The organism is Caballeronia choica, assembly GCF_001544535.1.
Lineage (GTDB): Bacteria > Pseudomonadota > Gammaproteobacteria > Burkholderiales > Burkholderiaceae > Caballeronia > Caballeronia choica.
Genome location: NZ_FCON02000028.1, coordinates 57,776 through 79,356, shown reverse-complemented (window position 1 = coordinate 79,356; position 21,581 = coordinate 57,776). Strand labels below are relative to the sequence as shown.

Annotated in this window: 17 protein-coding genes and 3 pseudogenes; 4 read left to right on the top strand and 16 right to left on the bottom strand. The window is 63.2% G+C overall.

What is annotated here, in order from left to right; translation table 11 throughout:
• Positions 1–165: pseudogene (locus AWB68_RS46505) on the top strand (LysR family transcriptional regulator); the annotation flags it as partial.
• Here AWB68_RS46505 and AWB68_RS15210 read toward each other — a convergent pair.
• The 10 genes from AWB68_RS15210 to AWB68_RS15165 all read right to left on the bottom strand — a co-directional run bounded on the left by AWB68_RS15210 (position 162) and on the right by AWB68_RS15165 (position 13,009).
• Positions 162–863, bottom strand: a complete 702-nt coding sequence (locus tag AWB68_RS15210) for a sterol desaturase family protein (RefSeq protein WP_087645174.1) — start codon at positions 861–863, stop codon at positions 162–164. The pseudogene AWB68_RS46505 and the gene AWB68_RS15210 sit on opposite strands and share 4 nt — an antisense overlap.
• Before the next feature lie 62 nt (positions 864–925).
• Positions 926–2,302 carry an MFS transporter gene (locus tag AWB68_RS15205; protein WP_087645173.1) on the bottom strand — a complete coding sequence of 459 codons (1,377 nt, stop codon included), beginning with the start codon at positions 2,300–2,302 and terminating at the stop codon, positions 926–928.
• Positions 2,303–2,398: 96 nt separating this feature from the next.
• Positions 2,399–4,129 (bottom strand): GMC family oxidoreductase, encoded by a 1,731-nt coding sequence (locus AWB68_RS15200; RefSeq protein WP_087645172.1) that lies wholly within the window; start codon positions 4,127–4,129, stop codon positions 2,399–2,401.
• Between the two features lie 26 nt (positions 4,130–4,155).
• Positions 4,156–4,962, bottom strand: a complete 807-nt coding sequence (locus AWB68_RS15195) for an enoyl-CoA hydratase/isomerase family protein (RefSeq protein WP_087645171.1) — start codon at positions 4,960–4,962, stop codon at positions 4,156–4,158.
• Between the two features lie 5 nt (positions 4,963–4,967).
• On the bottom strand, positions 4,968–6,542 hold the full coding sequence (locus AWB68_RS15190; protein ID WP_087645170.1) for an AMP-binding protein: 1,575 nt from the start codon (positions 6,540–6,542) through the stop codon (positions 4,968–4,970).
• Positions 6,535–7,071 (bottom strand): (2Fe-2S)-binding protein, encoded by a 537-nt coding sequence (locus tag AWB68_RS15185; RefSeq protein ID WP_087645169.1) that lies wholly within the window; start codon positions 7,069–7,071, stop codon positions 6,535–6,537. The genes AWB68_RS15190 and AWB68_RS15185 overlap by 8 nt, the downstream gene beginning before the upstream one ends.
• Positions 7,068–7,889, bottom strand: coding sequence for an FAD binding domain-containing protein (locus AWB68_RS15180; protein ID WP_087645168.1), 822 nt, complete (start codon positions 7,887–7,889; stop codon positions 7,068–7,070). Before AWB68_RS15180 ends, AWB68_RS15185 begins: the two co-directional genes overlap by 4 nt.
• The gene (locus AWB68_RS15175; protein ID WP_087645167.1) at positions 7,886–10,927 is read right to left on the bottom strand and encodes a xanthine dehydrogenase family protein molybdopterin-binding subunit; all 3,042 of its coding nucleotides are present in this window, start codon (positions 10,925–10,927) and stop codon (positions 7,886–7,888) included. Before AWB68_RS15175 ends, AWB68_RS15180 begins: the two co-directional genes overlap by 4 nt.
• Positions 10,924–11,532: a UbiX family flavin prenyltransferase gene (locus tag AWB68_RS15170; protein WP_087645166.1), complete on the bottom strand. Its 609-nt coding sequence runs from the start codon at positions 11,530–11,532 to the stop codon at positions 10,924–10,926. The genes AWB68_RS15175 and AWB68_RS15170 overlap by 4 nt, the downstream gene beginning before the upstream one ends.
• Positions 11,525–13,009 carry a UbiD family decarboxylase gene (locus AWB68_RS15165; protein ID WP_087645165.1) on the bottom strand — a complete coding sequence of 495 codons (1,485 nt, stop codon included), beginning with the start codon at positions 13,007–13,009 and terminating at the stop codon, positions 11,525–11,527. Before AWB68_RS15165 ends, AWB68_RS15170 begins: the two co-directional genes overlap by 8 nt.
• A 295-nt stretch (positions 13,010–13,304) precedes the next feature.
• Between AWB68_RS15165 and AWB68_RS15160 the strand changes: the two genes are divergently transcribed.
• Positions 13,305–14,246, top strand: coding sequence for a LysR family transcriptional regulator (locus AWB68_RS15160; protein ID WP_087645164.1), 942 nt, complete (start codon positions 13,305–13,307; stop codon positions 14,244–14,246).
• A 77-nt stretch (positions 14,247–14,323) separates the two neighbouring features.
• A pseudogene (locus tag AWB68_RS15155) lies at positions 14,324–15,263 on the top strand (aldehyde dehydrogenase family protein); the annotation flags it as partial.
• A 141-nt stretch (positions 15,264–15,404) separates the two neighbouring features.
• Here the strand turns inward: AWB68_RS15155 and AWB68_RS51985 are convergent.
• The 4 genes and pseudogenes from AWB68_RS51985 to AWB68_RS15130 all read right to left on the bottom strand — a co-directional run bounded on the left by AWB68_RS51985 (position 15,405) and on the right by AWB68_RS15130 (position 19,321).
• Complete coding sequence (locus AWB68_RS51985) at positions 15,405–15,785, bottom strand: hypothetical protein (protein ID WP_510183569.1); 381 nt, start codon at positions 15,783–15,785, stop codon at positions 15,405–15,407.
• A gap of 136 nt (positions 15,786–15,921) precedes the next feature.
• The gene (locus AWB68_RS15145; RefSeq protein ID WP_087645163.1) at positions 15,922–17,334 is read right to left on the bottom strand and encodes an FAD-binding oxidoreductase; all 1,413 of its coding nucleotides are present in this window, start codon (positions 17,332–17,334) and stop codon (positions 15,922–15,924) included.
• 315 nt (positions 17,335–17,649) lie between these two features.
• Positions 17,650–18,413, bottom strand: a pseudogene (locus AWB68_RS49435) (phytanoyl-CoA dioxygenase family protein).
• Positions 18,414–18,517: 104 nt separating this feature from the next.
• Positions 18,518–19,321: a phytanoyl-CoA dioxygenase family protein gene (locus AWB68_RS15130; RefSeq protein ID WP_087645160.1), complete on the bottom strand. Its 804-nt coding sequence runs from the start codon at positions 19,319–19,321 to the stop codon at positions 18,518–18,520.
• A 110-nt stretch (positions 19,322–19,431) separates the two neighbouring features.
• On the opposite strand from AWB68_RS15130, the gene AWB68_RS15125 reads away from it, so the two are divergent.
• Positions 19,432–20,355, top strand: a complete 924-nt coding sequence (locus AWB68_RS15125) for a LysR family transcriptional regulator (protein ID WP_087645159.1) — start codon at positions 19,432–19,434, stop codon at positions 20,353–20,355.
• Positions 20,356–20,888: 533 nt separating this feature from the next.
• Here AWB68_RS15125 and AWB68_RS15120 read toward each other — a convergent pair.
• Positions 20,889–21,419, bottom strand: coding sequence for an alpha/beta hydrolase (locus AWB68_RS15120; protein WP_087645158.1), 531 nt, complete (start codon positions 21,417–21,419; stop codon positions 20,889–20,891).
• On the bottom strand, positions 21,380–21,559 hold the full coding sequence (locus AWB68_RS46495; RefSeq protein WP_125482942.1) for a hypothetical protein: 180 nt from the start codon (positions 21,557–21,559) through the stop codon (positions 21,380–21,382). The genes AWB68_RS15120 and AWB68_RS46495 overlap by 40 nt, the downstream gene beginning before the upstream one ends.
• Positions 21,560–21,581: the final 22 nt, after the last annotated feature.

Here is a 21,581-nt window from a genome sequence, read left to right as displayed (position 1 = left end):
CTGCGCGCCCACACGATCGCATCGCCGCCGATCGTGCGGCACATCATCCAGGTCACGCATCCAAAGCGGCCGATCGGTCCCGCCGCGCAGGCGCTCATCGCAATCATCACCGACGAGATAAAACGCGTGACGACGGGTGTATCGGCCGGGGAACAAGGGCCTTAGCGGCTGCGTCCCAACGGTTCGCGCGCACTACTCGGAACGTCGCTGCGCGTGCCGAACAGCGTGTCGCAGATCGGAAACGTGAGGTTGAAGTTGTGTGTGGCCATCACTTCGGGATCGTGGTGCGTGGCGTGCAGGCGCCGCACGGTGTTGACGAGCGGGACGCCGTCGAGGAACGGGCTGTCGGTGAAGTGTGAGAGCGTATGCAGGCCCTCGTACATCAGGAAGTACGCCGCCATCGTGAACAACGCAATGTAGCCTGCGTTGCGTGAGAATACGAAACCGATCACGAGCGCGAACGGCACGGCCGCCAGCACGAACGCAATCGGCGCGAACGGCGGAAAGAGCAGCGCGCGCCAGTGACGGTGGCCCTTGTATTCAAGCGTCACATGCGTGAAGAAGCGGTGATGGACCGCGCAGTGGCGTTTGTAGATCATGCTGAAATACTTCGTCGGACGATGCAGCACGTAGCGGTGTGCCGCCCATTCCGCCCAATTGCCGAATAGAAAGAGCGGAATGACCGCGAGCCATTCGGCGAGCGTCGGCGCATGAAGCTGCGTGAGGCAATACACGATCACGCCGCCGGTGAAGAGCAATGTGAAGCCGAGGTGCATTTCGCCGCGATACCACCATGGCGTGGCGTCGACATACTCGTCGCGAAACTTGTAGGAACGCGCGCGAACGTCTTCTTCGTATTTCATCGATGTCTCCGGCTGTTGTGTAAGGCGAGCGCCCGTTGGTGCCCGCCGTCATGCTAAGTGAATCAGGAGGGAGTGCGCGCGGAACCGCCTTCGAGCTTGCCGAGCGTCTCCGGCACGACGAACGCGCCGACGAGGAAGATCACGCTGATCGCGCCGACAAAGATCGCTAGCGTCATCGGCAACTGGCTCGCGTCCTTCGCCACCAGCGACACGGCCGTCGGCATCATCCCGCCGATCGCGAAGCCGATGTTCCAGGAAAGGCCCGTGCCGGTCGCGCGGATCGAGGTCGGGAAGCGTTCGTTCAGGAAGATCAGGATCGGCGCATAGCCCGCACTGCCGAGCGCGCTGAGAAGCACTGCATAGACGCCGACCATCATGATGCTGTCCGCGGTGGGCAGCAGCAGGAACAGTGCAGGCAATGCGACGAGCCGGATCAGCCCAATCCACACGAACGTGGCCTTGCGGCCGATGAACGTGCTCAGGTGCCCTGCCGCGATCGATGCGATCACCACCGCCACGCTGCAGATCATCAGGATCGCCGCGGCCGCACCGTTGGGTGCGTGGCTAACTACCTTGAGGAACGTCGGCAGGTAGCCCGATGTCAGGTAGTAGCCGCTGCCGCCGCCAATCGTCAGGAGCAGGTTGACGAAGAGAATCTTTCGATAGTCACGCGAGAACAGCGTCTTCAGCGGCGAGCGCACGACTTCGACAGGCGCGCCCTTGACCTGCGCGGCCGCCTTCGCGGCCTTTTCGGCGGCGAGCTTCTTCCACAGCGGCGACTCTTCAAGGCTGTTGAACACGAAGAGGCCAAGCACCGAGCTGATGATGCCGGTGAAGAACATGCAGCGCCAGCCCCAAACGTCGAAGGCATCGCCGGGGAAAAGCGCCGACATCGCGAGGAACGTTACTGACGCGAGCAGCGCGCCCAGTCCCGCCCCGCCGCCGCCGATCAGCCCCGACACAGCGCCGCGATACTTCGGCGCAACGGACTCCGTGCCGATCGTATGCGTCGAAGCAACCACGCCGCCGACGAACACGCCCTGGACCAGGCGCAGCAGGAGGAAGAGAATCGGCGCCAGCAGGCCGACTTGAGCGACGGTCGGCAGCAAGCCGAACGCGGCCGTCGACAGCCCGACGCCGACCACCGCGACGATCATCGCGCCTTTACGGCCACGGCGGTCGGCGTAAGAGCCGAAGAGCGCGGAGCCGAGCGGGCGCATCAGCAATGTCACGGCGAACGATGCATAGACTGCCGCGAGAGAAAGCATCGCGTGCTCGGAGGGGAAGAAAAGACGCCCCACCACTGGCGCGACATACAGCAACACGAACAGGTCGAACAAATCGAGTGCCCAACCGAGACACGATGCTGCCACTGCGCCCATCACCTGCCGCTGATCGACTGCGGGCACGGCTGCGCCATTTTGCGCTGCTACGGACATTTCCATCTCCTTGAATGTCACCGAGCCGTCTCTCGATCGACCCGGTGTTGAAGGCACGTTGTACTTGCGTGCTCTTGTTGACGTTAAAAAAACCTGTCAGTGCGCGGCGGCGAGCGGCGTCGTGTTCGACGCACTCCCTGCGCGTTGCTTTGTGACCATCGCGTCGGCGATCTTCTCGGCGATCATGATGGTCGGGATATTCGTGTTGGCCGACGGCAGCCGCGGCATCAGCGATGCATCAACGACGCGCAAGCCCTGCGTTCCATGCACGCGGCCTTCGGTATCGGTGACGGCGCCGCGCTCGCGCGCGTCGCCCATGCGGCATGTCCCGCTCGCATGCCATACGCCGAAGACATTCGCGCGGATGAAGTCCGCGAGCGCCAGCTCGTCGGCGAGCAATGCGGACATCTGCAGCCCGCGCATGAAGAAGCGCTCGATCAGCAGGCGGCGGATCGGCGCGGGTGTCTCGAGCAGCATGCCGAGCATCGACGTCAGCAGCGCATTGCCCTGGCCGACGCGGCTCAGCGCCTTCACGCGCGGCGAGAACGCAGCGGGGAAAAAGTCGCGCTGATCGTGGCCGAGGCCCGACGCCGCGACCACCTTCGCCAGCATCCGCACCCCGGCCGCGAGCCGTTCGAGGTCGCGCTCATCGTCGAGCAGGTTGAGTTCGACGCGCGGCGCGACCGCTGCATCGGGTGAAGCGAGTTGCACGCGGCCGCGCGAATAAGGCCGGTTGCACCACAGGAAGAAGAGGCCCAGGCGGTTGCCGAGCGAGTGCCACGCGGCCCGCGTCGCGCTCGACAGGTACAGGTCCGACGTATCGCAACCGTCGACGCCCGATGTGAAGCGCGCGGCCGTCATGCTCGCGCGACGCCGCGACAGCGGCATGCGAAAGCGCGGCTCGAGAAAATGACAGAACGTGAGCGACGGATGGTCCTGAAGATTGCGCCCGACGCCCGGCAGGTTGACCAGGCATTCGATGCCGAGATCGTCGAGTTCATGCTTCGAGCCGATGCCCGCGCGCATCAACAGTGCGGGCGACTGAAGCGCGCCCGCGCTTACGATCACTTCGTTCGCGTCCAATTGCACGTGCTCGCCGTTGGGCGCGACTGCCACCACACCTTGCGCAGCGGTCCCGTCCATCACGATGCGCTCGACCCGCAGGTTCGAATACACGGTGAGATTGGGCCGCTTGCGTGTCGCTTCGTCGAGATAGGCGACAGCGGTGGACACGCGCTTATCGTCGGCATTCGAGAACGCGCCGGGAAACAAGCCGTCGCCAAACTCGGCGTTCTGGTCCTGCAAGGTGGCGAAGCCGTTCGCGCGGAGACCATCGGCGAACGCGTGACAGAACGGCGGCCAGTCTTCCGGCATGATGCGGCGGATCGGCACCGGACCATCGCTGCCATGCAACTCGCCCTCAGGGAAATTCAGATCGCGTTCGAGCTTGCGGAAATACGGCAGCACGTCGTTCCAGGCCCAGCCGGACGCGCCGTTCGCGGCCCACTCGTCGTAATCGCGCGGCAGCCCGCGATTCGCCGACTGCACGTTGATGCTCGACCCACCGCCCATCACGCGGCCCTGCTCATAGACGCGCGGCGCCGCGTCCTTCGTCGCCTTCGCCTTCAGATCGGGCCAGATGTAGGTATCGCCGCAGAAGACAGGCATCGGATAGCTGTCGAGAATGGCCGCGGGCACGGCGCCCGGCGGCGTGTCCGCGCCCGCCTCGATCAACGCGACGCGCAGCGACGGCACCGCCGACAACCGATGCGCGAGAACGCACCCTGCCGAGCCGCCACCGACGATCACGTAATCGAAACGCTCCATTGCCTGTCTCCTTCTTTGTGGGCTTATCAGGAACCGCGAAACACTGGCTTGCGCTTGCCATGAAACGCTTCCACGCCTTCGCGGAAATCGTCGGACGTGCGCAGACGGCTATAGCAATGCCCTTCGAGTTCGATCGCGATAGAGAGCGGCGCGTCTTCCGAATCGTTGAGCAGCTTCTTCGCCGTGCGTTGCGCGAGCGGCGAGAACGCGCGCAGTTCATCGACAAGCGCATCGGTGGCGGCTTCGAGTTCGGTATCCGCCACGCATTCGACGACGATGCCCCACTCGTATGCCTGCTTGCCCGGTATGCGGCGCGAGCGCATCACGATGTCCTTCGTGCGGCCGACGCCGACCATTTGCTGCAAGCGAGCCGAGCCGCCCGAGCCCGGGATCTGACCGAGCTTCTGTTCCGGCAGCGCGTAAAACGAGGTATCGGTCGCGATGCGGAAGTCGCACGCGAGCGACAGTTCGAAGCCCACGCCGAAGCAAAAGCCGCGATTGGCCGCGATCACCGGCTTCGAGCAGCGCGCCGGCGCCGCGATGTTCCAGGCGAGCTTCGATACGTGTTCCGGCGATGCTTCGAGAAAGCCCCGGATGTCGCCGCCGCTCGAGAAGTGCTCGCCCTTCGCCCGCACGACGATCACGCGCACGCGGTCGTCTTCGTCGAGCGCCTCGAACGCCGCGCGCAATTGATCGCGCGCGTGCATCGAAATCACGTTGAACGGCGGGCGATGCAGGATGATGTCCGCGCGTTCGCGTTGGGCGTCGATCTCGATCGAGAAGCCGTCGAGGTCCTCAAGCAGCGTCTGGCCGCGATGGTTCAAGTCAGTCATGTGCGTTACTCCTTCGTGGTTTCTGTGTGTTGAGCGATGGGCGTGGTTTCATCGCGTTGATATTCGCCTGCGGACAGCTTGCGGCGCAGGATCTTGCCGACCGGCGACTTCGGAATGTCGTCGACGAATACGTAGTCGCGCGGCCGCTTGAAGTTGACGAGGTCCGACGTGCGGCACCATGTGTCGAGCGTTTCAGCATCGACGTATTCGCGCCGCTTGATGAACGCGACCACGCGTTGTCCCCAGCGTTCGTCCTTCACGCCCGCGACAGCCACTTCATCAACGGACGGATGCAGCGAGAGCACCGACTCGATATCGACCGGTGAGATGTTTTCGCCGCCGCTGATGATCATGTCGTCGACGCGGCCGGAGACGTAAAGGTCGCCGTCTTCGTCGAAGTAGCCGGTGTCGCCGGTGAAGTACCAGCCGTCGCGCAAGGACTTCGCGTCCGCGTCCGGACGGTTCCAGTAGCCTTCGAATGCTTCGTCGCCGAGCAAGTCCGCAATGATCTGGCCTTCTTCGCTGACCTGCGCGAAGTCGTCGGGCGATTTCGCGTCGAGCTTCACGACGCGTAGCCGCGTGTTGATGCCCGCACGTCCGGCGCTTCCCGGCTTCTTCGTCGCGTTCTGGTCGATGCTGAACGTGTAGACCTCGGACGAGCCGTAGTGGTTGACGAACAACTCGGGCTTGAACGCGGCCGACAGGCGTTTCAGCAAGCCGTCGTTCATCGGTGCGCCTGCGAAGCCGAGCTTCGTGACCGACGAGGTATCCACCTTCGCGAACTCTGCATCGGCGAGCAGGTCGTGGTAAAGCGTCGGCACGAGGTAAAGGCACGTCAGCTTGTGCTTCGAAATCGATTCCAGCGCAAGCCGCGAATTCCAGCGGCGCACACAGACGAAGAGACCATCGACCATTGCCATCGACAGCAGCGAGCGAACGCCCATCGTGTGATAGAGCGGCATCACGCCTAGTGTGCGCTCGCCATGCCGGTACAAGTTCTGCGCGACGTGTGCGAGCGCGCCGGCCCGTTCGTGCCGATGACGGCGTGGCACGCCCTTCGCCTTGCCCGTCGTGCCCGACGTGTAGAGGATCAGCGAGCAGTCGTCGGCGGTTGCCTTCGTGGTTTGGGTTGTTGGGCCCGAACGTTCGCGTTCGACGAGCAGCGCATCGAACGTCGTCGTGCGGCCCTGCGCGTCGTCCAGTCCGATGCGCGACACGTTTCGTGCAGCGGGGCTCTGAACGACGGCATCAGCGCATACCGGTTCGTAGACGATCGCCTTCACGCCGGCATCGGTCACGCAGTAGTCGAGTTCCTCGGGCTTCGCGCGCCAGTTGAGCGGCACGATCACGATGCCCGCGAACTGGCAGGCCCAATGCAGCGTCGCCATTTCCCAGCGGTTTTGCAGCACGACGAGCAGACGGTCGCCACGCACGAGGCCGAGTTCGCGCAGGCCATCGGCGACGTTTAGAATGATGCGATGCCACTGAACGTAAGTGAGTTGCAGATCGCCGTCGACGAGCGCGAGCGCGTTCGGGCTGCGCTCCACGCTTTGCAGAAAGGTTCGGCCGAGATCAAGCATGAGCGGCCTCCCGGCTAACGTTCTTCTGCTTGCGTCGCGCTGCCACGTCGAGGACGGCCGCGACAATCGGTGTGTAACCCGTACAGCGGCAGATATGGCCCGAGAGCATCTCGCGCACCTGTTCCTCGGTCGGATCGGGCTCGCGTTGCAGATAGTCCGCGCACGACATCAGAATGCCCGCCGTGCAGAAGCCGCACTGCAACGCGTGATGGCGCTGAAACGCCTGCTGCAGGTCGCCGAGCGTCTGCCCGGGCGCAAGGCCCTCGACCGTATCGACACGGCGCCCGTCCACCTGCACCGCGAGCATCAGACACGAGCGCGCCGCGACGCCGTCGATATGCACGGTGCACGCACCGCACACGCCGTGTTCGCAGCCGACGTGGGTACCCGTTGCGCCGAGTTCGTGCCGGATGAAATCCGACAGCAGTTCGCGCGTCTCGCAGTGCCCGCTTCGTTCGCAACCATTGAGCGTCAGCGTGATCCGCCGCTCTTCGCCCTGCCGCATGATGTTCATTGATGTCTTGGTCACTTCGCCTCCTCGATCACGCGCCATCCAAGTTGCCGGACCAGATGCCGGCGGAATTTCGCGCTGATATGTGCGTCGTCTTGCGCGCCCAGCTTCCAGCTCAAATCGTTCAAAGCACTACGCAAGTCGTCGCCTTGCAGGCGCGGCCAGCGTTCGACCATCGGCCGGTCCGCTACGCCCCCAACCGCAATGCGTATCGAATCGTCCGTGACGATCGCGGCGCAGGCCACTATCGCGAAATCGCCGTGGCGCGCCGAAAATTCTGTGAACGCGTAACGCTCGCCGGGCTTCTCAAGCGGGAAGCGCACGGCTTCGACGATTTCGTCGGGTTCACGCGCCGTCATCAACATGCCCAGAAAGAAATCGGCGGCGGCGAGCACGCGCTTTTTCTTCTTTGAGCGCAACATCACGTCGCCGCCGAGCGCGGTGAGCACGAGCGGCAGTTCCGCGCTCGGGTCGGCGTGCGCGACCGAGCCACAGACGGTCCCGCGATTGCGGACCTGGAAATGCGAAATGTGCGGGAAGGCCATCGCGAGCAGCGGCACTTCATCGCGCAGCGACTTGCGCCACTCGACGCTGCCCTGCGTCGCCGCCGCGCTAATGACGAGATGTCCCGCTTCGTTATCGAGGCGCACCGCATTCAGTTCGTCGGTACGCGAGATGTCGATCAGCACGCGGGGCTGCGCGAGCCGCATGTTGAGCACCGCCATCAGCGATTGACCGCCCGCGAGAATGCGCGCGTCCTCGCCGGTTTGCGCGAGCGTATCGAGCGCGTCCTGCGTCGTCATAGCGCGCAGATAATCGAACGGCGCCGGTTTCATGAATGTCTCCTGAAGCGTGCGAAGAGGCGTGTGGTCCACGAGCCGCCTGTTTGGACGGATTTGCCGGCGGCTTGCCGACCGAGCGATTCGAACAGTTGCCGCAACACGACCTTCGCTGCGCCTTCGAGCATGCGTCCGCCGACGGCCGCGACCTTGCCGGACACCTGCGCCTCGTAGTCATATGAAAGCCGCGTACCGTTGTCGGTCGGCGTGAGTTCGACGAGGCCGTTGCCGCGCGCGCTTCCCAGCGGCGACATTCCCGCGCCGGCAAGACGCAGCCGATGCGGCGCCTCGATATCCGACAATCCGATGCGCGCTTCGAAACGCGCCTTGATCATGCCGACACCGACGGTCACGTCCGCGCGATACTGGTTCGGCGCCGTTGCTTCGAGCGCGTGGCAGCCAGGAATGACTTTCGCAAGCGCGTCCGGATTCAGCAGCACGGCGAAGATCGCTTCGGGTGTGGCGGGTAGATCGACGGCGCCTTGCGCGGTCAGCGCCTTGCCGCCCGGCCTCGCCGGGTTCGCAGCCTGCGCTTCGCGCAACTCGGGCCGCGAAGGCTCCGGGTCGTCGATGCCGATCAGCGCCATCACTTTCGAAGGCGTCAGCGGCAGCCGGATGTCATCGACGCCGAGTGCATCGGCCACGGCATTCGCGATGCACGGCGGCGTGCTCATGTTGTTGCCTTCGCCGAGTCCCTTCGCGCCGAGCGGCGTGAACGGCGACGGCGTTTCCAGATGCACGATTATCGGATCGGGCACTTCGCACGTCGTCGGCATCAGATAGTCGGCGAGGGTGCCCGACTGAAAGCTGCCATCGGCGCCGTAGCGAAACTCTTCCATCAGCGCCGCCCCGAGGCCTTGCGCGAATGCGCCGCGAATCTGGCCGTCGGCGAGCGCGGGGTTCAGCAGCGTGCCGGCATCGTGCGCGGTGACATAGCGGTCGATGCGTACGCGGCCCGTCGCGCGGTCGACTTCGACGCCGCACATGTCGAACGCGAAGCCGTACGCTGCCGATGTATTGATGCGATCGTTCTCGTCGGGTGCTTCCATGTTCGGCGGCGTCCAGAACACGGTCTCGCGCAAGCCGGGTTCCTCGCCTTCGGGCAACAACGCGGGCGCCCAGTGCGGCGCGTTGCTTGCCACGCGACCGAACGGCAGCGCGCGATCTTCACCGCCCTTCGGATAGACGCGCGCGTTATCGAAACGAACGCCATCGGGCGTGCAGGCGAACTGCTTCGCGACAATACGCGAGAGCTTGTCGCGCACGCGCATCGCGGCGAGATGCACGGTGCCGGCGACAGCGCCCGCGAAGCGGCTCGAATAATTGCCCGCCGCGACGGACCACGCATCCTTGTGCGTGTCGAATTCGACGTTCACGACGATGTCTTTCGGATCGAGCCCGAGCACATCGGCGACGACTTGCGCACACACGGTCATATGACCCTGGCCCGCAGGCGTCGAAGCGATCGTCACGACCACGCCACCGAGCAGATCGACGCTTACCGTCGCGCTCGCGATCGCGCCATTCTTCGGCCCCGCTTTCTTGCGCGCTTCGGCGGGCATCACGGTCGTGATGTAGCCCATGTTCGACACGGACGGCTCGACGATCGCCGCGAAGCCGATGCCGTAGAGCCGCCCTTCGTCGCGCGCCGCATCGCGCCGCGCCACCAATTCGTCGTAGCCGCCATCCGCGAGCGAGCGGCGCAACGCTTCCTGATAGTTGCCCGAGTCGAGCAGCGCGCCCGCTGCCGCGCGGTACGGGAACGCGTCGGCAGGAACGAAGTTGCGGCGATACACGTCGAGCACGTCGAGCTTCAGTTCGATAGCGATGCGCTGCATCAGGCGTTCCAGCGCGAAGTAGACCTGCGGTCCGCCAAAGCCGCGCACGAGACCGGTCGGCGTCTTGTTCGTCAGCACGACGCGGTTGCGCACGACGAGATTCGGAATCGCATAGGCACCCGTCAGGCAGCCGTGCATCCGGTAAAACGTCGCAGGTTCCGGCGCGCGCACATAGCCGCCGACGTCTTCGAGTTGATCGTAGGAAAGCGCGGTGATGCGTCCATCGCTTTCGACAGCGGCTTCGAGCGTCGAGAGCCGCGCCGTCGCGGAGGTCGCCGCACTCAAATGTTCGAGCCGGTCTTCGACCCACTTCACCGGTGCACCGGCCTTGCGCGACGCGAGGCACATCAACACGACATACGGGAACACCGCCTGCTTCACGCCGAAGCTGCCGCCCGAATCGCGCGGCGCCTTGTGACGCAAACGGTTCGCGGGCACGTTGAGCGCCATCGCCATCACTGCGTGCAGCGAGAACGGCCCCATGAAATTCGACGTGACGTCGTAGCCTTCGTCGCCCGACAGATACTCCGCGATCACCACACCGCATTCGATCGGCGCACACGTGTTGCGCGGATAATGCGCAACGACCTTCACGCGATGGGGCGCTCGTTCGAATGCGGCTTCCGGCTCGCCATAGTGAAAGCGCCGGTCGCTGATCACATTCGTGCCGACGCGTTCGTGCAGGAGCGGCGCGTCGTCCCTCGTCGACTGCTCGATCGACGTGACTGGATCGAGCATCGCGTATTCGACCTTGATCAGGTCGAGCGCATCTTCAGCGAGCGCGCGTGATTCCGCCATCACGACGGCCACCGGCTCGCCGACATAGCGCACGCGATCCATCGCGAGTGACCATTGTTCCATCGGCGACTTCACGCCGACAACGAATGGCCGCGACCATCCGCGCAGATCGTCGCGTGTGAGTACGGCGCGCACGCCACCGAGCTTCGACGCAGCTTCTGTATCGATTGCCATGAGTTCGGCGTGGGCATGCGGCGACCGCAGAACCGCCGCGTGCAAAGTGCCGGGCTTGACCGCGATGTCGTCGCCGTAGCGCCCGCGGCCAGTCAGGATCGCGGGGTCTTCGAGGCGCTCCATCGAACGGCCGACATGACGCCGCGAGTGCGCTTCGTGCTCCGGCGCGATTTCATCCGCAGCGCGTGCATTGATATCGACGAGGGCTGTCTCACGCTGGTTCATTGCTCTGCTCCTTCATCGCGGCTCGCGAATTCGTCGGCGAGACCGCTCCAGCGACGCGCGATTTCGCGATGCTCGATGCCAAACAAGTCCAAAATGCGCCCGACCGTGTGATCGACCACATCGTCGATCGTCTTCGGATGCGCGTAGAACGCGGGCACGGGCGGCATCACGATCGCGCCCATTTCGGTGGCGAGCGTCATGTTGCGCAGATGCGCCAGGTTCAGGGGAGTTTCGCGCGCGACCAGCACGAGTCGGCGGCGCTCTTTCAACATGACGTCGGCGGAGCGCGTCAGCAGGTTGTCGGCGAAGCCGTTCGCCACGCTCGCCAGCGTTTTCATCGAACACGGCGCAATCACCATTCCCGCCGTAAGGAACGAACCGCTTGCGACGGACGCGCCGACGTCGCGCACGTTGTGGACGACGTCGGCGAGCCTGTCGATGTCACCGCGCGTCAGACCGAGTTCCTGCGCGGCCGTCACCGCGCCCGACGCCGACACGATCAGATGCGTCTCGTGCGTGCCGAGCCGGCGCAGCGCGGCAAGCAAACGAACGCCGATCACCGCACCGCTCGCACCCGAGATGCCGACGACGATACGCTCAGTCATGATGGCGGCTTAGATAGGCATCGAACGCGTGGTTGTCCGCTGCGACGAGCGCGTCGAGATCGACCGTGTCCTGGCCGGGGATGTGCACGCGAGTGAAGACGTGCGCCGGGTAGACCGCCGGACGCGTGGCGTCGAGGCCCATCTTCGCGCTCACGCCCTGCAGATGCGGCGGGGCATCCTCGGGCTGGCCAACGGTCGTCGACGGATCGAGCGGCGAACCCTGCGCGCCTTCGATCACGACGAGATCGCGATCCGCCTGGAAGCGCGTGGCGATTGCCCATTCGATTTCGGCCGGATCATGCACGTCCACATCGGTATCGACGACGACCACCTGCTTGATGTCGTAATGCGCACCAAATGCGCAAAGAACCACGTTCTTTGCTTCGCCTTCGCGCTTCTTGTCGAACTGCACCCACAAGTGATAACGGCACACACCGCCCACCGAAAGATGCACGTCCTTCACGCCGGGATGGCTGCGTTGCAGATGCGCGAGCAGCGTCGCTTCGCGCGGAATCGCGCCGAGCAGCAGATGCTCCATTTCGGCCGGCACAATCGTATGAAAGATCGGATCGCTGCGATGCGTGACCGCTGTAACCTCGATCACTTCGCGCGCTTCCTTCGCGCTGTAGTACTTCGGGAATTCGCCGAACGGACCTTCCGGCTCGCGCACGTTCGGCAGGATGCGGCCTTCGATCACGATCTCGGCAAACGCCGGCACATGCACGTCGTTCGTCACGCACTTCGCGACCGGCAGCGGCGCGCCATGCAGCGCACCGGCAATTTCCAGCTCGTCGTGATCGATGGGAGTGATGGCTTGCGAGGCGAGCATCGTCAGCGGATCGACGCCGATGGCGACCGCCACGTCGAGCGCATCGCCGGCTTCCTCGGCTGCCTTCTGAAACGCATACAAGTGGCGGGGCAGAAGCAGAATCGCCATGCGATCCGGGCCGTGCACCTGGATGCGGTTGATCGACACGTTCTGCACGCCGGTACGCGGATTGCGGGCGATCACGAGGCCCGCAGTGATGTACGGACCGTTGTCGTGTTCGCTGTGCGTGGGGATCGGCAGAAGCGCGTGCAGATCGATGCCATTGGTATGGACGACCTGCTGGCAAGCGGCGTCGGCGCGATCCAGGAGCTTCGAGGCAACCGGCTTTTCGGCGGCGCTCCGAAAGTGCGCAAGCAGGTCCGATTCTTCGATACCCATCGCTTCCGCGATCCACGCGCGCTTCGACATGAAGCCGCTCACCACCGGCACGACGTGCCGTCCCGGCTTCGTGAAGAACGCGGCCTGCGCGCCGTCGAGACGTTTGGCGATGGCTGCGAGTTCGTGTTCGAGCGCGACCGGCTTGTCGATCGTCGCTACGCGCCCGGTCTTCGCAAGATGCGCGAGCCAGTCGCGCAGCGTGAGCGTGCCGTATTGCGGGGCCCACGAGAAAGGGAAGGTGCGGTTCGTTGCGGCATCGCGTGTATTCATCTGCGTCTCCGTCGATATCCGCTGCTTGAGTGAAAAAGCCGCAGCGAGACATGGAACGAAGCGTAATCAGATCCCGCTATAAGTTCTAATACTATCTTTTGATGTGTTATATCATCGATACTGATATCAGTATTAGCCCCGATGACACCCGTCTTACAGAACGATATCAATGGACACGCGTCGTCTGGGCGACCGCATTGGGATCGCCAAGCGAGCCCCGTCGGGACGGATTCTGCCATCGACTGATAATCTACACGGTAGCCATTAATTTCACTGATGTCTCTATCATACGAATATGGACCTCAAACAAATCCAGTACTTCATCGCGCTCTTCGAGGACGGCTCGGTCACGCGGGCGGCGAAGCGCCTGAGCATCGTGCAGCCCGCGCTGAGCATGCAGATCGGGAAGCTCGAAGAGGAACTGCATCAGCAGCTCTTCGAACGCGGCGCGCACGGCATGGCGCCCACCGCCGCCGGACGACTGATGTACCGCCTCTTTCTGCCGATCGTGCGTGATCTCGCGCACGCGAGGCAACAGCTCGTGCAGCGCGACGAAGCGGTAGCCGGGCACGTCGCGATCGGCCTGATCGCATCGATCACCGAGAGTGTCCTCGCGGATTCGCTGTCGCGCTTTCACGCCCGCTATCCGCATGTCGACGTCACGGTGGCGGACGGCTACAGTGCGACCTTCGTCGACTGGGTCACGGGCGGCCAGTTGGATGCCGCGATCATCAACAAGCCGCGCTCGCGCCTGTCACTCGATTCGCAGGCGCTACTCGATGAAGAAATGGTGCTGGCGACGAGTGTCGTGCACGGTCCCGATCTTCCGCACGCGATCGAACTCGCGCAATTGCCCGAACTCGAACTCGTGCTCCCGACCAAGCGTAACGGCTTGCGCGGCGTGCTCGATACCGCCGCGCAGCACGAAGACGTACTGCTCGCGCCGCGTTTCGAAATCGACGTGTTGAGCACGATCGTGAAACTCGTCGAGAGCACGCGCTTTGCGACCATCCTGCCGCGCATCGCCGTCGAGCGCGCGGTGCGGCGAGGCACGCTGCGCGCGTATCCGATCGTCGCGCCGCGCATCGTGCGCCAAATCGTGCGAGTGAGTCACCCGCGACGTCCGTTGAGCGCGGCGGCCGAGGCCCTGATCGCAATCATCGCGGACGAACTGCATCAGGTTTCGAACGCATCGAACATGAACACCCCTCTTCTTCACAAGGAAACGTCAGCATGAACGCACCACACTGGATTGCCGGCGCATGGGGCGGCATGCCCTCCGTCGACAGCATCGATCCCGCGACCGGCGAACCCGTCAAGCCCGCCGCGCAGACCACGCTGCTCACGGCGGCCATGTTGCGTTGCCTCGCGAGCAGACCGCGCTGCCGAAGGGCGCGGTGAACCTCGTCAACGAGACAGGTTATGCAACGGGCGAGCGGCTCGTGGAGTCACATGACGTGGATGTCGTGAGCTTCACAGGCTCGACTGTCACCGGCAAGAAGATCGTGGCAGCCGCCGCCGACAGCATGAAGAAGCTCTCCCTCGAACTGGGCGGCAAGTCGTGCTGCGTTGTCTTCGAGGACAGCGACGTCGCCGCGATCGCGCCGCGTCTCGCGCGCGCCGCGACGGTCATCTCGGGCCAGCAATGCACGGCCGCGCGGCGCGTGCTCGTGCACGCATCGCGCGTGGGCGAGATGCGCGAGCACCTGACGCGTGGGCTCGCATCACTGAAGGTGGGCCCCGGCATTGACGCAAGCACGGATATCGGCGCGCTGATCGAAGGCTCGACACGCGATGCAATTGATCAAACGATCGCCCGCGCATGCGACTCGGCGGATCGCGTGCTGCTGCGCGGTGAGCGCTCCGGTAACGCGTTTCTGTCGCCGACGCTTGTCGAACACAGCGACCCGAAGACGTTCTTCTGTCAGGAGGAAATCTTCGGGCCGTTTGTCACACTGGAGACTTTCGAAACCGAAGCCGAGGCGCTCGAAAAGGCCAACGACACCGTGTTCGGCCTCTCCGCAAGCGTGTGGACCTACGACGGCGCGCGCGCTTTTCGCATCGCGCGCGCGTTGCGCAATGGCACGGTGTGGATCAATGATCACAACAAGCTCTTCGCCGAAGCCGAGACGGGCGGCTACCGGCAAAGCGGACTCGGCCGCCTGCACGGCTACGATGCGCTCGCCGACTTCACGAGATCAAGCACATCTGCATGTCGGCAGGCGTCGCGGATGGCGTGACACTGCTTCGCTGAGTACGTTAGCGGGCGGTCGCTCCGCTTGCTCTGCAACGTAGGGATGCCCGAATAGCCAGCGCCGACGGGCGGCAACCCGATCACGCCCGCCTCGACGCGCACGAATCTCGACGGGTCCCGTGCCCCCTTTCGCGACGCACGCTATCGACGACGAGCGCCGCACACATCGATGATGTCGGCTGCGTGGATGGCGTTCGCGAGGCTGGCGGTCGAGATTTCTCGAGTCCGTTTCGGAGCGGGCATCGGCGGGTGCAACAACGTCGACAAGTGCGCCGCGTGCGGCATGCCGGCTCGCGCGCTCAAGGCCGGGAGTAGATCGAATTCGTGCCGCTGGCGGCGAAGCCTGGCATCTTGAAAGCTGCCATCCGCAATCTCTCGATCAATCCACTCTTCGTCATCTGCTTGTCTGTTCTGGGCCATTAACTCGTGCTGCGACCGGCTCGCCGTTGAAGAACTGATGTCGCTTAAGTTCGTCAGGGACACCACCAGTGTGGTGCTGATCGGCCCGAACGGCACGGGCAAGTCGACGCTCGCGCTGAATCTGGCCTATCGGGCGCGCTTGTCAAAGGTCATACCGCGCATCATCTTGTGTGACGTCGAACTCAATGCACACGATAGCGAAAGGCCCGATGCAACTGGCGGCGAACCGGAACACGCGTCAGAAGATCTTGCCGGGGTTCATGATGCCGCGGGGATCAAACAATTGCTTGACTTCGCGCATCAGGCGAATTTCGAGCGGGTCTTTATATTGGCTGAAATAGTCGCGCTTGAGTTGGCCGATACCATGTTCAGCGCTGATGCTGCCGCCGTAGCGCGCGACCTCGTCGAGCACTTCCGCCGTCAGCGCCTCGCCGTGCTGTGCGAAGTAATCGTCCGGCGCACCGAACGGGCGGGACAGGTTGTAATGAAGGTTGCCGTCGCCGAAGTGACCGAACACGATCGGCCGAATTGCGGGATGGTATTTGCGGATCCGCTCGCCCGCCGAGACGAGGAACGCCGGGATCGATGCAACGGGCAGCGATACGTCATGCTTCACGTGCGTCCCGTCTGCACGTTGCGCTTCTGAAATTTCTTCGCGCAGTTTCCACATGCTGTTGAGCTGCGCGATCGACTCCGATACCGCAGCATCAGCGCATAACCCGCGCTCAAGTGCCGTGCCGATGACGTCCTCGGTCAACGCCCGTAAAGCGGTTTCGTCGACGGTATCGGCCAGTTCGACCAGCACATAGGACGCATGGCGCATAGGGAATGGGGCGCGCACTCCGTCCGACTGGGCCAGCACCAGATCAACGCATTCTGCGGTGAAGAATTCGAACGCTTGCATCCGGTGGCCGCATTGCTCGAACACAAGCTTAAATAAATCGAGGGCTCGTGGCGCCGATTCGACTGCGGCGAGCACGACGACACGCACATCGTTTCGAGGAAGGAGCCTGAGCGCGGCGGCGGTGATTATCCCTAGCGTCCCTTCTGCCCCGATCAGCAACTGCTTGAGGTCGTAGCCCGTGTTGTCCTTGCGCAGCGTGCGCAGTCCATTGAAAACCTCGCCATTCGGCAAAACCGCTTCGATGCCCAGCACGAGTTCTCGCGTCATTCCATAGCGCACGACATTGACGCCACCCGCATTTGTCGAAAGATTCCCTCCGAGCTGACATGAATCCTCCGCGGCAAGGCTGAGCGGTAGCAGCCGATGTTCATCGGCCACGGCACGCCGCAGATTGCCCAGGATGCAGCCGGCCTCCGCAACGAGCGTGTTGCCGATGATGTCGATGTTGCGAATCGCGTGCATGCGATCCAGGCTCAGCACTACATTGGCGGAGCTGGCATCGGGTGTCGCTCCGCCGCACAAGCCTGTGTTGCCACCGCGCGGGACGATCGGAACACGAGCCTCCGCGCACAGGCTCACGCATGCCGCCACCTCGACGGTACTGGCCGGCCGCACGACGGCTTGCGCGTGTCCGGCGTAGAGCCCGCGCCAGTCCGATAGCCAGGGTGCGATATCATGCGGCGCGGTGAATATGGCCCCGGGTCCGACCTTTTCGGTCAGACGCTGCAGAAACGATGTATCGGTCATTCAACTCGGTTCCGGTGCGGCGACTCCGGCCAGCATGTCGTGGGCTGGGATCGCAACGTTGACGTAAGAAGGCGGCTTGATGCCGACAGGGTAGATGCCGCGCCGGATGCCCCGGGTAATTTGCCGTGGCACCTGCTGGGCAGGGGTCAAAGCCTTGGCGATGGCCGGTCTCCGGTTATGTGGTTTGCATGGTCACCGGCGGAGTGAATGGCGTCGCGGGGTTCAGTTTCGAGCCAGGTCCACGCGCCGAGTGATCGTAGATCGCTGGATCGGTAGGAGAAACGCACGAACTCCCGCGTGTTCCTTGGCCTGCAATCAACCCTGCGCATTCTGCAAGGTAAAGATGCCTGCATAACCGTTGCCGAAGTCGGGCGGCAACTCGATCAAGCCCTCCTCCACGCGAGCAAACCTCGGCGGTTCGCTGCGCACCATCTTCCCGCGATGCATGCTGTCAACCACGGGTGCTGTGTAAGCGAACGCATCCGCTGCGGCGTACTGAATGATGTAGGTACTGCGCATCGAGGCGGAGAGATTGACGCCCGAGCCGTGCACCGTCAGCCCGTGATGCGCGACGATATCGCCGGGATCCAGTTCGCTGTCGAGCGCCTGCGCCAGTTCAGCGTCCGTCATGCTGGGATTGCAGTTCAACGTGTACTGTCCGTCGGACCAATGACTGCGAGCGCCGCCCTTGTGACTTCCCGCAATCGTGCGCAGGCACCCGTTGCCGGCTCGCGATGCATTTAGCGGCACGCTCAGCGCAACAAGTTCGTGTTCGTGTGCGGAAACACAGGCCAGTCCTGATGCCAGCCGATCTCGGCGCCGCCCTCCGGCGACTTGAAATTGAGCTTCGAGTGATAGAACTTCACTGCGCCGCCGACCAGTTCGGCTGCGATGTCGCCAAGGATCGAATCGAAGGCGATCTCGCGGAAGATCGTATCGAGTTCCGTCGGGCTTGATATGCGTCTAACTCGCGGACGCTCTGCGCTATGACCCTTCGCCAGATCGAAATGCTTGGTGCGCGCCGTCAGGTGGCGTGCCTCTTCCCGCAGGCGATCAGTCACATCGTTCAGCCGCTGCATCAGTTCGCTTGCAAGCACGCGGCGCATCGTCAGAAAGCCGTCGTCGCGGTAGGTCTCCAACTCACGCGCGCTCAGCACCGTATCCGCTTTTTGAAGAACCGCGCTCATGCGTGCACCTCGTCGGTGATCGTGTCGGTGCCCAATTGCAGCGGCGCAAAGTTCGTCGAGCGCACATAGTCCGGTCGAGGGTTGGCGACGTCGGCGGGACGGTTCGCCACCGGGTTGTACACCACGTAGATCTGCCAGCGGTCGTGTCGCGACAGGTTGTGCCCCGATGCATGCAGGATGTTGGCATCGAAGAAGACCACCGTTCCGGGCGGCCCGACGATCGGCACCGGCTCCGGGCTGCGCTCCATGATTTCCAGCAGTTGCGTCTTCGGAACAACCCAGAACTTGTAGGCGGTGGCTTCATCGAAGGCCGGTTCGAGATGGCCCTCCTTGTGACTTCCGGGGATGAAGTACAGGCAGCCGCCCATCTCGGTCGGCTCATCGAGCATCACGAGCGCGGTTGTCATGCCCGGCGTCGGGACGCCGTCCCGACGCCACGTTCCATAGTCCTGATGCCACTGCCACACCGAGCCGTCGATCGCCGTCTTCAAGTTGCACTTGGTGTGATAGACGTAGAGTTGCGCATCGTCGAGGAGCTGCTGTGCCGGTTCCAGCAGACGCGGCGCACGCGCGGCCGCATGAAAGACCGGCGAGGCCGTCGGGCCGTCTGCCTCATGCACTCTGTAAATCGTCTTGGCGATACCTCCGGTCTTCTCGCGTACGAGATGGTCCGTGTCGATATCCTGGATGCGCTGCAAGTCGCGCTTCATCGCCTGCACTTCGTCCGGCGAAAAGAGGTTCGGCAGGATGAGAAAGCCGTCGCGCGCATAGGCGCGGAGTTGGTCCTGTGTGAGCTTCATCGGATGTCTCCTGACGAGTGATGTCGTGTTTTCTCAACTCATCGTAGGCGCGTCCTACCTGAATGTAAAAGATATAATAGGTGCGATATCCATACCTAAAAGGTACCGATATGGAGTTTCGACACCTGCGGTACTTCTTGACCGTCGCAGAGACGCTCAATTTCACGAAAGCGGCCGCGCGGCTGCACATCGCTCAGCCACCGCTTAGCCGGCAGATACGCGAACTGGAAGAAGAATTGGGCGTCATACTCTTCGACAGGAGCGGCAGGCGCGTGGAATTGTCGGCGGCGGGGCATGTGTTCGCCGAGCGTGCCCGTCAGATCCTGGCGGCCGCGGACTCCGCCGTGATCGATTCACAACGCGCCCAGCGCGGCGAAATCGGCCGGCTCGCAATCGGCTTTTTCGAGCACACGGCTTACACCCTGCTGCCACCGATCCTAAGGGAGTTTCAGCAGCGATTTCCCGACGTCGAGGTGGAGTTGCGCTGGTTCCCTGTCGTCGAGCAGGTCAACGCACTCGCGCGCGGCGACATCGATCTGGCGTTCGTGCGTCCGGTATCGAATCTGAAGGGGCTCGAAACGCAGTTGATCCTCGAGGAGCCGTTCGTTCTTGGGTTACCTGAAGACAGCCCGTTGACGGAGACGCGCCAGGTGTCGATCGCCGATTGCTCGGAGCAGCGCGTGATCAATTTCATCGAGACGCTCGCGCCGGACTACCATGCGATCATCACGAGCCTTTGCGCGCTCGGCGGCTTCACGCCTTCGCCGCTGTCCGAAGTGGGCCAGGTCTATACGTCGCTGGGACTCGTGAGTGCGGGTTTCGGCGTGGCCATTGTGCCGGCTTCGGTGCAGCGCGTGCGAGTCGAGAATGTCGTCTATCGAGGGATCAGGGAACCGCACGCGATGAGCGCAACCTTGCTCGCGTGGCATCATTCGCCGCCGTCAGCCGCATTGATGGCTTTCGTGCGACTGGCGCGCGAGGTCGCCCAAATCCGTTTTGGAGCGGACAGCGGCGGACGAACGAAGAATGAATGAGCCGTAATGGTCGCGTCAACAGACGTGACCGCAACGCGCGCTTCATCTGGCCGCTATCGGCTTCAATGGAGATCAGGTTCGCATGTCTGCTGCTGGCCCTATATGACCGATATCTACGCAAGTCGTCGAGTCGAGTCGCGGGTCGATCCATTCATCGATTCCAAGCGATGAAGTTCCCCGTGATGAACGCACATCATGCGCGCGAGTCTTTGCGAGCAGTCAGGATCCCGCTTTGCTCGGGACCCGGAATGGCCAAATATGGGCCGCTTCCGTGAGCCAATCGGAACGACAGACAGATTGCGGTTTCAAGCACGACGTTCACAAAAATCATCCGCCGCTACCAATAAAGCTCTCGGCGACGCCGGTGAATTTTTATGGGTTCTCCATGAACATGAAGTGCGAACCACCTTCGTTCTCCTCGAATACTTCCAGACGCGAACCCTTTACCTGGCTCGCCACCCACACCTATGACGTCCACGGCACGATGCAGGTTGATGGTCAGAACGAAGTCACGCCAGTCGGTGGTCGCAAGGTTATAGATCATCTCGGCGCGCGTAATGGCGCGGAAACTTCAGGTTTTCCTTATACACGGCGTCGACCGCGTCGGCGTGGTCGCGAACGTATTGCTTCGTGAACTGGCTTTTGACGAAGTCTTCGGTTACCTTGTTCGCGTCAGGACCGTTCAATGCATCGACGAATTTATCAAGGCCCGCGGGAGCCAGGGTCGCGCCGGCGTCCTGCTTCTCCTTCGCAGTCCATGACGCGCCGCTCGTGATCATCGGCATCTGGTCGACGAAGATCAGCTTCGACACACGGTCGTTGCCGTATTCCTCGAGGTAGCCCCAGACCACCGATATGCCCATCGAATGACCGGCCAGCGTGACGTGCCGCAGATTCTTCGAGACGATGAAGTGACGCAGGTCCTTCGACAGACGCTCGATGTGATATCCATGCGTCGGCTTCGACGAGTTGCCGTGTCCTCGCATTGAGATTGCGAACACGTGGTAATGGCGCCCCAAGCCAGTCAACTGGTACTTGAAAGCGGAGACGCCTTGCGACCACACCCGGGCACCATGACGAGCGGCTGACCAGAGCCGGCTTCAAGGTAATCCAGCACGGTGCCGTCGTTGGTGGTGAAGCGCCCTTCCGTCACTTTGGCTTGCTGCGCGGCGGCCGCGAGTGACATCGCGGCGATGCAACTCACCGCCGCGAGTTTCGATAACAGT

Coding starts and splice junctions, on each gene's coding strand:
- AWB68_RS15200 (WP_087645172.1), bottom strand. CDS start 4,129: ATGGAGCGTTTCGATTACGTGATCGTCGGTGGCGGCTCGGCAGGGTGC.
- AWB68_RS15145 (WP_087645163.1), bottom strand. CDS start 17,334: ATGACCGATACATCGTTTCTGCAGCGTCTGACCGAAAAGGTCGGACCC.
- AWB68_RS15165 (WP_087645165.1), bottom strand. CDS start 13,009: ATGAATACACGCGATGCCGCAACGAACCGCACCTTCCCTTTCTCGTGG.
- AWB68_RS15195 (WP_087645171.1), bottom strand. CDS start 4,962: ATGACTGACTTGAACCATCGCGGCCAGACGCTGCTTGAGGACCTCGAC.
- AWB68_RS15175 (WP_087645167.1), bottom strand. CDS start 10,927: ATGAACCAGCGTGAGACAGCCCTCGTCGATATCAATGCACGCGCTGCG.
- AWB68_RS15190 (WP_087645170.1), bottom strand. CDS start 6,542: ATGCTTGATCTCGGCCGAACCTTTCTGCAAAGCGTGGAGCGCAGCCCG.
- AWB68_RS15160 (WP_087645164.1), top strand. CDS start 13,305: ATGGACCTCAAACAAATCCAGTACTTCATCGCGCTCTTCGAGGACGGC.
- AWB68_RS15210 (WP_087645174.1), bottom strand. CDS start 863: ATGAAATACGAAGAAGACGTTCGCGCGCGTTCCTACAAGTTTCGCGAC.
- AWB68_RS15180 (WP_087645168.1), bottom strand. CDS start 7,889: ATGAAACCGGCGCCGTTCGATTATCTGCGCGCTATGACGACGCAGGAC.
- AWB68_RS15130 (WP_087645160.1), bottom strand. CDS start 19,321: ATGAAGCTCACACAGGACCAACTCCGCGCCTATGCGCGCGACGGCTTT.
- AWB68_RS15125 (WP_087645159.1), top strand. CDS start 19,432: ATGGAGTTTCGACACCTGCGGTACTTCTTGACCGTCGCAGAGACGCTC.
- AWB68_RS15205 (WP_087645173.1), bottom strand. CDS start 2,302: ATGTCCGTAGCAGCGCAAAATGGCGCAGCCGTGCCCGCAGTCGATCAG.
- AWB68_RS15170 (WP_087645166.1), bottom strand. CDS start 11,532: ATGACTGAGCGTATCGTCGTCGGCATCTCGGGTGCGAGCGGTGCGGTG.